Raw genomic sequence first — 12,098 nt, 5'->3', positions numbered from 1 at the left:
TGATTAGCTTTGGTAATTGATATATCAACAAACTTGGTGCTGTGAACTTTCCAGATTTTGTCATCCCGTAGGGATCCCTTCAAAATTCATCTTATAAGAATTTGATTTTTTTTCCTCATAATTATTTCTCTATGTGCTGAATATTTGCTTATAATGGATCAGAAAATCCAATTCCTCTTCTCGTCGAATGACTTCGCAATCTCGAATATCGCGGATATGATTCTGCTGGTCTTGTAGCACTTTCTCCGACGGGAGAGATTTTCCTCGAGAAAGCCGTCGGGAAAGTCTCGAATCTCGCGACGAAAGTCGAGAAAAACGACAAAAGAAATGCGGATTATACAACGGGAATTGCTCATACACGCTGGGCGACACACGGTGGTGTAACGGAGAAAAATACACATCCCCACTATTCTGAGGACATGCGGTTTTTCGTCGTTCACAATGGTATCATCGAGAATTATCATGAACTCAAAGAAGAACTTCAGAAAAAAGGATACCATTTCTACAGTGAGACGGATACGGAAGTAGTCGCGAAACTTATCGAAGAAATGTATGAGAAAGATCTCCTTTCGACGTTCGAGCGAGTGCTGACGAGATTGGTTGGTGCTTACGCCCTCGCGGTTGTCGATCGCGAAGATCCTGGAGTGCTTATCGGTGCGAAGCTCGGAAGTCCGATGATTGTCGGAGTTTCAGACGAAGGAACATTTCTTTCGAGTGATATCAATGCTGTTTCTCGAGTGGCGACAGAATTCGTGACATTGGAAGACTATGAGATTATTCGTATCGAAAACGGGAAATATTCTATCTTCGCACTCGGAGAAGAAGTAGAGAAAGATCGTGAGAAAATCACGGAAGAATTCCAGACGGCGAGTATCGGGAATTTCGAGACGTTCACTGAGAAAGAAATCAATGAGATTCCGGATGTTTTCATGAATGCACTGAAGGGTCGTATCAATTTCGATACCGAGACCATCACGAATGAGACACTCGATGCACTCGGAGATCATGAGATCGAACGAATCGAGATTATCGCGAGCGGTTCGAGCTATTTCGCTGGAGTGGTCGGTTCGAGCTGGTTCAAGGAGATTGCTCATATTCCGTGTGATGTTCGTATTAGTAGCGAATTCTTGTATGATACATTTCTTCCGAACAAGAAAACACTCTATGTCTTCATGTCGCAATCAGGTGAGACGGCGGATGTCCGCGAGAGTCTGAAGATGGTGAAAGAAAAAGGATGTCTCACATTCGGTATCGTGAACGTAGTCGGTTCGACGATTGCTCGCATGTGCGAGATGGGACTCTATACACATTCAGGAGTGGAAGTCGGTGTCGCATCGACCAAGAATATCATCGGGCAACTCGCAGTGCTCATCCTCATGGCACTCGCACTCGGGATGAAACGCGATCTTCAGGTGAAGGATGCACGTGAAATTATCCGCAAGATGAAGGAACTTCCGACGAAGTTCCATGACCAGCTCATGGCCGCAAAATCCCTGAATCCAATCGTCGAGAAATATTCCAAATACCAGAACTTCTTCTTCCTCGGTCGCAATCTCCTCTATGGAACTGCCGCAGAAGCATCACTCAAGCTCAAAGAACTCACGTACCTTCATGCAGAATGCTATTCGAGTGGAGAACTGAAGCACGGTCCGCTCGCACTTATTCGTCCAGAGATGCCATCGATAGTACTGAATCTCAAGTGAGTTCTCCGTGATAAGACAGAATCGAATATTAAGGAGATCAAGGCTCGAAATGGTGTTGTGCTCGGAGTGGTCACGGCTGGCGAAGGGAAGCGCGCAGATCTCTATGACGATGTTATCGAAGTGCCGAGCACGCATCCGCTTCTCTCTCCGTTTCTCCCGCTCATTCCACTCTGGCTCATGGCGGTGGGAATTGCGAAGAAACTTGGGCGTGATGTGGATAAACCGCAGAATCTCGCGAAGAGTGTGACGGTGGAATAGAAAAATTTGCAAATCTGAAAAAGCTCTTACAATAGAAGAGCCAAAATACCGTCCATTTTTTATTGTTCATTTGCTCAGAATCATGTAGGGGTATCCTGTTCAGGTATTCCTCCTCTTCTGAGCGAATGGATACGGTGTTTTGGCGAACATAGAGCAGGGTATCCCTTTTATGTTTGCCAAAACTCTCAACATCATGACTCTATTTTGGCGTGTTTATTATTTTACATGCTTTTATTATGCATAAGAGGTGAGGATTCACGCTTGTGGAACTTATGATTGTTATTGCGATTATAGGGGTACTTGCACTATTATTGCCGAGTATTTCTCATATGTATTTCGAGCGAGCAAAACAAACTCAAACAAAAGTTGCAATACTAAATCTGCAAAATATTATCGAAGAAGCAAGAATTAATACAGATAAAGTTCTCTGACAAATAACGGGAAGTTATTGTACGGAGTATAAATGTAAACCACCTCCACGTTGAGATCTCACTTGACCACTAGTAAATATTCCAGAAACCAATGAATGCTATACCTCATGGAAGAGTGCAGTGGATAAAATATTTTTCTACGCTTGACATGATAGTGCTGAAGCGGAAAAATACTATCGAGATCCATGGAATGCACCATACCTTCTCGATGAAAATGAATGAGAATTTGCCACTGCGTGTGATCGTATCATGAGTTCCTTTTGAAATGCTTTTAGCTGACTTTATCTCTATAAGTTTTCCCGTCTTGATGGAGTTATTTGCCCGTAATTAAATATCATAAACTTGTATTCGAACAAATTACTGATATGCTCTTCGAATGTGGCTTATCCGATTCCAGAACATCGAGACACGCGACTATCATCGGGTCGAGCGATTTTGTCATCAGGTGGATTTTGTGCCGAAGAAGTTCTCTGCGATGCTCCTCACGAAAGGGATATTGTTGTATGTGTTCCAGAAGAAGTCTTGGCGTCAGATAGGGAAGGAGCTCAATGTTCCGCATCTTTCCGTCTATAATTTCTATTCACATATTCAGGATTCTGACGAACTCCATGATTTTCTTCTCTATTTTATCGAGCGGAGGATCGTCCTCTCGATCGCTGATGAGAGAAATATTACGCGGGAATATCTTGAGACAGATGAGATTGTGGAGAAAAGTAAGATGATGTTTCTGAAGTAGGAATAGAAATGTATAATTTGATTTATTTGCGTCGACTGATTCTCAAAATACTTCAAAGAAAGAAGCAAGATAGATTCCAATTTTTTCAAGGATAATCAAAAGAATTATCTTGTAATTACATATTTTTTCTATAATCTTCCCTTGTTCTTTATCGTCAAAAATTATGCGAATAATCTCCTGGAATGTGAATGGTATCCGTGCGGTCGAAAAGAAGTGAGAAATCCAGAATCTCGTGAATACGTATAGTCCAGACATTTTCTTCATGCAAGAAATCAAAGGAACTCCTGATAAATTCTCAGAATCCATGAATCATCCAGAATGATATATAGCTCACTACAATCCCGCTGAGAAGGCTGGATATGCTGGAACGGGCGTATGGATTAGTTCGCGTATGTATGATGATTATGATGTGGAATTTCTTGATTCATTTCTTGGTGATCCGACGGCGAATGAAGGGAGAGTGGCGCATGTGAAACTTACATCAAAAAAGTCATGAGAAAAAGTACTTCATATTTTTGGTATCTACTTTCCGAATGGGGGAAAATCAGAACAAGCATGGCACGATAAACTTGTATTCTATACGGAATTCGCGAAATATATGGACGAACTGCGTGCGAGTGGGGCAGGGGTGATATGGGGATGAGATATCAATTGTGCACATCAGGAGATTGATCTCGCACGGCCGAAGGAGAATGATGGGAAAATCGGATTCCATCCACTTGAACGTGCTTGGCTCGATGGTCGAGTGCAAGATGGTTGGCATGATATCTGGCGTACAAAAAATCCCGACGTGCGGGATGTGTATTCTTGGTGGGATGTGATTACTCGGTCCCGCGAGAGAAATGTCGGGTGGCGTATCGATGCGCTTTGGGCGGATGATATTACTATAGCAAATATTCGCAATATAGAGTATCTCACCAACCAGATGGGATCAGATCACTGTCCGATGATGCTGGATTTCTAGAGATAGCAATTTCTATCGACAAGCACCGACGATACTCGGATTTTCTCGCATACAGTTTTTCTGCATATCAGGGATCTTCTTGAGAAGGAGTTTGTTGACTTCTACGAGTTGCATATGGATGCTCACAAGATTGGAGAGCATTTCTTCATTGACTGCCGTTTCGTCATTATTCGATATGATAGTGCTGAGTTGACTCCAGATGATTGTCACATCATCTTTGTTGATAGCTTTTTCTGTCTGGATTCTGAGGCGTTTTTTCAGATAATCTTCTGTATTCGTTACCTTGAGAAATGATTGCTGAAGAGGATTGGTAATATTTTCGAGTCATTGTGCAATGGATTGAATACAGTTCTGTCGTGTTTTTGAGAGCTCTTCAACCGTAGAATCGGTGCTGGTATTTCTCCGGAAACATGACAGATTCTCGAGCATGGTCTTTTGTGCTGTTGTAGAAAATCACTGACGAGCGAGTTCTCGTGAGAGTAGTCTTTTCTCGAGATCTTGTTGTTGTTGTGGGGTTCATTCTGTGCCACGGAACATATCAATTGCTTTTTTCCAGCTATCAAATGAGTTTCCAATATTTTTGAAATTGATATCTACAGCTCATTGAAGCTTCGATACTATTTCCTCAAAATCATATTGATTCTGGCAACCACTTGTCGCATCCTTGCTGTAGTTTGCGGCAATCTCCTGGAAGAGATTCTTATCAGCATCAGAAATACCTTCAGGAAGGCTGATATCTCCACCAGCAACTCTTTTGAAATATGATTCGACTTTTCGGTTGAGAGTGAGCATATCGCCTAGAACTGTTTCTGCTGTTTTTCCTCATTCGGTTGTCACAGATGTTTCGAGATTACAATTATTGGCGACAATCTTGAGAGCGTTTGTGATTTTTGTTTCTTTCTCATGAATGATTTGTCCCTGACGAATCACTGGATATCGAGAGTTTCCTTCTGCAGCGATGAGGATATTGTACTGGAAATCTACTACAAAATTCGTATCCAGTTCTGACCGAATATCAATACGATCCATCGCTTCGAGAAATTTTCTCTCATTTGAAAAAGTGCCATTGCAATTGTTTTTCTTTCCAGCACTGATAACTGACATTATTCGTGCATCCGTTGCATTGAGGTAATTCTTGAGCAGAGGAGTGGGTCCATTTTCTATCGAACAAGCTCCTTCTGCTGCCGAGAGCAACTGAGGGATAGTTCAGAGTACGAGGATGATGGGGAGAATTTTTTTCATGTTCATAGTTATACACAACCTGTTGGTTTACTATCCATCTGAGTTCCTATATTGACGATATTTGTGATGACCTGCACCATCGATCGAGTGAATGATTCGATCTCTGAGATGTCAGTAGAAAAGGTATTTGCATACGTATTTCTCCCTTCATCCATATACAGTTCCATACAGTTTGCACCGATTCCATATTGATTCGTATCTTGGGGTGTTGTCGTAATAATTCGATTGTCATAGTTTTCTGTATTGGATGTAGTGTTGAGGCTATATCCTGCTACTTGTGGGCCATTGGCTGCTTCTATATTCGTCGGGAGTCCAGATGTTGCATATGCACAGCGTTGTATCTGGAGGAGTTCTTCTTCTTCAGATTGTGGGGTTGCTTCGGATTTGAGTCGTTTTTCTTTTTGAGGTTTTGTTACATAGTATACACGAAGTCCAGAAAGAATCTCAGAAAGTTTGAGTTTATCAAAAGAAAGTTCTCCCATCTGATTTCTCATAGTTTGACAGGCAAGTTGAGTTTTCGAGATTGGGTCAAGAATCTCAGTATGTTTCTCGATGATTCCTTCGATCGAAGTGCTTTTTCCGCCACCGAGGAGATTCATATTTCCAGAGACAAATCGCACATCAATACAGAACATACCACTACAATTTCCTCCAGGATGGAAAAAATCCCCAGCACTTGTCGGAGTGGTTTTGTTAGTGGAACTCGATGAGAAATTTTTCGAGATGTCACCACCATATCTGAGATCATTGGGCACTGACATATCACTACTGAGAGTACTGTCGAGTTCATTCATGAAGTTCTCATCTACGAGAGAATCGAGAGGAATGCTAGTATCATTGGTGCTACAGAGATTGCCGAGGTTCGTAGTATCGAGATTTCCTGTATTGGTTGCACCTGTGCTGGCTTCTTCGACAAAAAGTGCTGGGACTGCATTTCCTGCTAAATAACTTGCGAGAGAGGATTTCGAATTATTAGTTACACCATTGTATTTGAGATCTTCAGAAAAAAGAAGTCCATTGATTCTATCAATATCTCCGACGATATCATAATCAGAATTATCTTTGTTCCCGTCCGTATAGAGTCCAATAGCAGAAATCTTTTGGAGTTTATCGGTCTCATTGGTTTTTTGTGCAACCAGTTCGGTATAGGTATTATTCAGGCAAGTCATGAGTGCTTGATATCACTCTATGGTTATATTTTTTCCTTTGAGCGCTTCGGAGAGCTTCCCATAGTCGAGAATATCCGTACTCGTTGCCTTGTCGGCGATGAGATCGATATTCGGACATCCTGCTCAGAATTCACCGAGTTTTGGCTTTTTCGCCATCTCGGTTTTTACCATTTGATCGATGAGTGTATAGCTTCCATCATCGATTGTCGAATAGAAATCCAACCCCAGAGAAGATCCAATATAACTGTCAGCCGCATACGAAAAACTCGGTACCAATGTAGCGAGGAGAAAGACGATGCGAACATGAAGCTTTGTCATGTTTCCATTCTATCCAAAAGGTCGAGAAAATGCAAAAATTTGGAAAAAGAAAAGAAATATATAGAATCAGGAAGTTCTTTTATGAAAAGAGCTCTTTTAGATTTATAGCCCTCTTTAATTTATGTGAAAATATATAGTTCTTCTTTTTTCTCTGGTATTTCTCGCATCTTGTACGGGTGTTGTGACAAATACATCTCCTACCCAGAATACGTCTGGGGCCACTGTAGGTATCGTGATAGATGCTCCAACCTATGGAAGCGGAACCCACCAGATTGAATATTATGCTGACTTCCAATGTCCGGCTTGTATCAACTTTTCTCATACATTTCTCCCAGTTCTGGAAGAATTGGCAGCCGCAGGAAAGGCGACTATCACCTATAAACAATTTCCACTTACTCGCATTCATAAGAATGCCTACCGTGATTCCCTTGCATTTTACTGTGCTGTCGAACAGAATGGGAAATTCATGGACTACAAGAAGGCTCTCTATGCACTCGAAGAAAAGAAAGCAGGAGCAACCGTATCCGATGATGAACGTGTAGCTGCGGCTGATGGGCTTGGTATTGACACTGTGAAATTCTCATCATGTCTCAAAGAGAATACATATGCAGCAAGTGTAGATCGTGATGTGGCTGATGGTGATGCAGCACGTGTGAATGCTACTCCGACCGTGATTCTCGATGGAACAAAGCTCGATTTTTCAATCTTCTCGACTGTCGATGACTTCAAGAGCCAGATGGATCGTATCCTTTCCAAGTAATATATTCTTCTGAAAAACTCTCATCATAATTGGTGAGAGTTTTTTTGTGATTTTCTTCTTTTTCTATACTATAATTCCATGCATACATTTATTGAAACATTTTCGAAATACATTTCTCCAGAAAATACAATCATCCTTGCCGTGAGTGGAGGAGTGGATAGTATGGTCCTTCTGGATCTTGTGCGCAAGTGCCATCCTGAAGAAAATATTATCGTAGCACATTTTGACCATTCACTTCGAGGAGCTGAATCAGATGCTGATAGTGATTTTGTTACGAAATTTTGCAATAGTATAAATATACGAATCAGGACGAAGAAAATGGATATCGGAACACTGGCAAAAGAGAAGAAATGATCGCTCGAAGCAATTGCTCGTCATGAGCGTTATATGTTTCTCGAAGAAGTCCGCAAAAAATATCATGCGAGATATATTCTCACTGCGCATCATGCCGATGATCAAGTAGAAACGATTCTTCTGAATCTTCTGAAGTGAGGAAAAATTCAAGGACTTTCCGGGATGAGCATCGAATCAGGCTACATTCTTCGTCCATTTCTCACCAAAACAAAAGCAAATATTCTCCACTATGCTGAGACGTGTCATATCCCATATCGGGAAGACAGTACCAATTCTGATACGAACTTCGAACGAAATAAGATCCGTCATCAGGTGACACCAATATTACTGGAGATAAATCCATCATTCCATCGCACTATAGAGCATCTCGCGGAATATATGCAAGATATGACGGCGTATTTCGATGTTGCTTCGTGAGATTGGTTCGCGAATGCTGAGAAAAATTCCGGAAAACCAAAAACATTTCTTATTACAGAATTTCAGTGAGTTCATCCATTCTTCCAGCGAGAACTCATCGTCGAACTCTATCGTCATGCACATCATGGTTCCAATCAGGGGCTCTCGGCAAAGTTGGTGGAAGAATTGATTCGGTTTATTGCTGATAAAAATTCTTTCTGAGTGAAAGATATCGGAAAACTGCATCTCGAGAGGCGAGGGGAGAGGATAGTTATTGGTTTTTCTTCTATATAGATCAAAAGGACCGTCCGAGAATCAGAGTAGTAGGATCAAATATTGTTGATGTATTTTTTGAGGTGATTTTGAGAAAAGTATGGCTCTGTCCAGAAACTTGAGTATGAACGTATTCTACCTTTATGGCTCACGTTTTGTATTTATATGAGCCATATTCTATGAGGGTCTTTGCTATACTCGAGAGTATTCGACAGTTTCCAGTCGTGTTTTCTTGGAAAGCAGAGAGATTCTTTCGAGAAGAGCCAATTTCTTTTTGGAATTGTGCATCGAGAAACATTCATTCTCATTCCATAGGAAGATAGTCTTCCAATAAGATTCTTGCATCATTCTCTTTTCCTTGAATAGTTGGTCATATATCGAGAACTTCTCGAACGAGTCCTATGTCAGAATTCTTGTTTCTCAGGCTATAGTTATAGATAGCATTCCATGTGAACTGATCGAGTTTCATCTTTTCTACATCTTCTTCTGTGAAAAATCCCATATTCTTTCCTGAAATTCCTTCGATAAATGGATATGAGAAATGTTGTTTCAATATTTGTGATGTTGCATCCATGAGTTCCGTAAGAGTTCTAATGGTATTCTGGTTGTATGTCTCGAAAAAATAGTCAGCTCATTGTGCAGATATGGATGGAACTTCAGGAATGGTGTTTACAGAATTCCTGAGAGATTCTCAGTGATTTGGCATAAGAAAATGATTATTTCTACTACTATATCGCATTCGAAAGATTTTGTCATTTTTTCTTGCATTTTTCCTATATTCTTTATAATACGCGAGCTTCTACGTTTATATATCTCTTGTTTATATCATGTGTTTCCCGACCATGATGCGACAAACCACTTTATTATTATGGCTCCTAAAAAACCAACAAAAGTTGTAAAACTACAACTCAAGGCTGGTCAGGCAAATCCAGCACCTCCAGTAGGTACTGCGCTTGGTCCTACCGGTATCCAGATCGCAGAATTCTGTAAACAGTTCAACGACAAAACTAAAGATCAGATGGGGAAGATTCTTCCTACAGTGATCAATATTTATGAAGATCGTTCTTTTGATTTCTACACAAAACAACCTCCTATGACTTGGTGGATCAAGGATGCACTCAAGCTCGCATCTGGTTCGAAGGAATCACACAAGGTCAAGGTCGGACACCTCACTATGGATCAACTCAAGACGATCGCAGAAGGGAAAATGCCAGATCTCAATGCAAATGATCTCGACGCTGCTATGTCTATCGTAGCGGGTTCAGCTCGTTCTATGGGTATCACCACTGATCTCGGAAAGAAATAATATCCAAAAAAGCCCCCAACCATTCGGCGCTATCGTCTAGTGGTTAGGACACGGGATTCTCATTCCCGGAACCGGAGTTCGATTCTCCGTAGCGCTACCACATTGTTGGGGCGCTTTTTTGATTGTGAGAAACAGAAATTCAGGTAGAAAATTTCCTGTTTGACTCTTTTCGAAAAAACGTAAAATGAAACTACTTTAAGTTTTCTTTATGACTTCATTTCTTTCATTGTTTTCTCTCGCACATCTGAAATCTGAACTCTCAAGAATCGTGAAGCGTTTCCCATTTTCTGTATTTCTCATACTCATCGTGAGTGGAGTATTCACCTATCTCAATGCACAATGATATGATATAGATAAGGATATTTCTCGTATCCTTGGGAATGTCATAGTTACGAGTATTGTGACATTCTGTCTCGTGACCGCAGCAGTGCTATCTCTCGAGAAACTGAACGTCAGAAGATGGATCAAGATACCGATTGGAATCGGATTTCTCGCGTTTGGAATCCTTTTCTATCTCGCGCTCGGAAACGATCCATTCAATTCTATGGAAGGAACAACCCTTGTTTTCCTGACGTTTTTTGGATTCTTTGCATTTCTTTTTTTCGCACCATTCGCGGCTGATCTGGGAGGAAAATGATATAAGGAAAATGTATATGTGAAATATTTCTATGCGCTTGCGACCGTCTTTCTCATGTCGACGATTATTGGTGGAGCGCTGATGGCTCTGGGATCTATTGCACTTTGGAGTATAGATACACTTTTTGATGTCACGTGGATTTCGGATAAAGCATATGGATATTGGGCAATATTCGCACTTTCTTTCACAGCACCACTTTTCTGACTGGTTCGTATTCCGACGAGTGAGGATATCACTCTTGCGAAGGGAAATGAGAATCCGTTTTTTACATTTCTCGTGAAGTATGTCGGACTTCCGTTTATTTCCATATATTTCCTGATTCTCTACGCGTATTCGGTGAAGGTGCTTCTGAATTTCCACGATTGGCCAAAATGACAAATCTCCTGGATGGTGATAGGATTCTCGGTTTTTGGGTATATTATCTATATTTTTTCTCAAGTCATTGGAGAAAATAATGGCATTATTCAGCGAGTGCGTCGATATTTCCCATATGCGGTGATCCCACAAGTCATGATGTTGTTCTATGCGATCTATCTTCGAATCGCTCAGTATGATCTCACGATGAATCGCTATTTTGTCGTCGTTTTCGGCATCTGGCTTCTCGGGATTTCTCTCTATTATGGCTTTTCTCGAGAAAAACGACTTGCCTTCATTCCTGCGACACTTGCGGTTATTGTCTTCGTCATTTCGATTGGTCCATGGTCAGTCTACAGTCTTCCATTTCATCGTCAGTATGAGAGATTGCTCGTGGATCTCCAGTCTGCGAAAATCCTTTCTGGAAGTGTGATTGTTCCACTCGAGAAATATGAAGCGATCGATCCAACGCTTTCGAATGATATCTATGAGGGTATCGGATATGTATGTCGGTTCGATGATTGTCAGACGATTCGTACGCTTTTCACTCATGAGATTACTGAGGCTGAAGCAGAAAAACTGAAAAAATGGCAAGCATCCGAAGAAAAATATCAGAAATGTCTCGCAGATAAAAAAGAAAATTGTTATCGTGATGAATACTACAAAGAACTTCAGAGCTATGAGATTCAATCAACTATTTCTGAGAAAATCAAAGTTCGGAATTTTCCATACAATGGGAAAAATGCTATTCCACAGACATTTTATTTCGGACTCAAGAATACTCAGTTCGAGATATTTCCACTCGATGTAGCAGGATATGAGAAAATCGTCCGTGTTGTTGGGAAAGATGATTATGCTTATCAGTGAGAAGATATTATGAGATTCGATATGAATGCACTCAAGTGAGAATTGGTATTGAGTGGACAGGTTGTAGAAGTGTTCTGACTCGATGATATGCAGAAGCATTTTCTCGCGCTTCATACGAATGCTCCACAGTGGGACACGATCAATCCATCGAAAGACGAGATGACTTTCCTCCTCGAAGGACAGCAGTATAGTATGAAGGTAATTCTCCAGAATATCAATATCCCGAATCCAGAATATCATGAAGGAGAAAATGATAACTCTCCGCAGGCAGTATATACGAAGTATTCTAATGCGGATGGATATGTACTGGTGAAGAAGAAATAAGAAATA

11 protein-coding genes and 1 tRNA gene are annotated in these 12,098 nt (G+C 41.0%); 9 read left to right on the top strand and 3 right to left on the bottom strand.

Annotated elements, in window-relative coordinates; genetic code table 25:
• Window positions 1–131: 131 nt before the first annotated feature.
• From glmS to PHY14_01720, 4 genes are all read left to right on the top strand, one after another.
• Window positions 132–1,961 carry a glutamine--fructose-6-phosphate transaminase (isomerizing) gene (glmS, locus tag PHY14_01735; GenBank protein MDD2693630.1) on the top strand — a complete coding sequence of 610 codons (1,830 nt, stop codon included), beginning with the start codon at window positions 132–134 and terminating at the stop codon, window positions 1,959–1,961.
• Window positions 1,962–2,197: 236 nt separating this feature from the next.
• Entirely contained in the window at window positions 2,198–2,719 is a 522-nt protein-coding gene (locus tag PHY14_01730; protein ID MDD2693629.1) for a type II secretion system protein, read from the top strand.
• Window positions 2,720–2,768: 49 nt separating this feature from the next.
• Window positions 2,769–3,128 carry a hypothetical protein gene (locus PHY14_01725; protein MDD2693628.1) on the top strand — a complete coding sequence of 120 codons (360 nt, stop codon included), beginning with the start codon at window positions 2,769–2,771 and terminating at the stop codon, window positions 3,126–3,128.
• A 163-nt stretch (window positions 3,129–3,291) separates the two neighbouring features.
• Window positions 3,292–4,092 (top strand): exodeoxyribonuclease III, encoded by an 801-nt coding sequence (locus PHY14_01720; GenBank protein ID MDD2693627.1) that lies wholly within the window; start codon window positions 3,292–3,294, stop codon window positions 4,090–4,092.
• A 12-nt stretch (window positions 4,093–4,104) separates the two neighbouring features.
• On the opposite strand, the gene PHY14_01715 is transcribed toward PHY14_01720, so the two are convergent.
• Window positions 4,105–5,334, bottom strand: a complete 1,230-nt coding sequence (locus tag PHY14_01715) for a hypothetical protein (GenBank protein MDD2693626.1) — start codon at window positions 5,332–5,334, stop codon at window positions 4,105–4,107.
• An 8-nt stretch (window positions 5,335–5,342) separates the two neighbouring features.
• Entirely contained in the window at window positions 5,343–6,821 is a 1,479-nt protein-coding gene (locus PHY14_01710) for a hypothetical protein (GenBank protein MDD2693625.1), read from the bottom strand.
• Window positions 6,822–6,942: 121 nt separating this feature from the next.
• Here PHY14_01710 and PHY14_01705 point away from each other — a divergent pair, with 121 nt between their 5' ends.
• On the top strand, window positions 6,943–7,581 hold the full coding sequence (locus tag PHY14_01705; GenBank protein MDD2693624.1) for a thioredoxin domain-containing protein: 639 nt from the start codon (window positions 6,943–6,945) through the stop codon (window positions 7,579–7,581).
• 78 nt (window positions 7,582–7,659) lie between these two features.
• A complete protein-coding gene (tilS, locus tag PHY14_01700) occupies window positions 7,660–8,625 on the top strand; it encodes a tRNA lysidine(34) synthetase TilS (protein MDD2693623.1) in 966 nt (321 codons plus the stop codon).
• On the opposite strand, the gene PHY14_01695 is transcribed toward tilS, so the two are convergent.
• On the bottom strand, window positions 8,618–9,310 hold the full coding sequence (locus PHY14_01695) for a hypothetical protein (GenBank protein MDD2693622.1): 693 nt from the start codon (window positions 9,308–9,310) through the stop codon (window positions 8,618–8,620). The two genes, tilS and PHY14_01695, sit on opposite strands and share 8 nt — an antisense overlap.
• A gap of 162 nt (window positions 9,311–9,472) precedes the next feature.
• On the opposite strand from PHY14_01695, the gene rplK reads away from it, so the two are divergent.
• The 3 genes from rplK to PHY14_01680 all read left to right on the top strand — a co-directional run bounded on the left by rplK (window position 9,473) and on the right by PHY14_01680 (window position 12,092).
• Window positions 9,473–9,910: a 50S ribosomal protein L11 gene (gene rplK / locus PHY14_01690; GenBank protein MDD2693621.1), complete on the top strand. Its 438-nt coding sequence runs from the start codon at window positions 9,473–9,475 to the stop codon at window positions 9,908–9,910.
• 25 nt (window positions 9,911–9,935) lie between these two features.
• Window positions 9,936–10,010, top strand: a tRNA-Glu gene (locus PHY14_01685).
• 108 nt (window positions 10,011–10,118) lie between these two features.
• Window positions 10,119–12,092, top strand: a complete 1,974-nt coding sequence (locus PHY14_01680) for a DUF4153 domain-containing protein (GenBank protein MDD2693620.1) — start codon at window positions 10,119–10,121, stop codon at window positions 12,090–12,092.
• Window positions 12,093–12,098: the final 6 nt, after the last annotated feature.

The sequence above is a fragment of the Candidatus Gracilibacteria bacterium genome (assembly GCA_028687475.1).
Taxonomy (GTDB): Bacteria; Patescibacteriota; Gracilibacteria; order BD1-5; family UBA2023; genus STC-74.
Note: the sequence above shows the minus strand (reverse complement) of the source record. Positions and strands in the feature narration are given on the sequence as shown.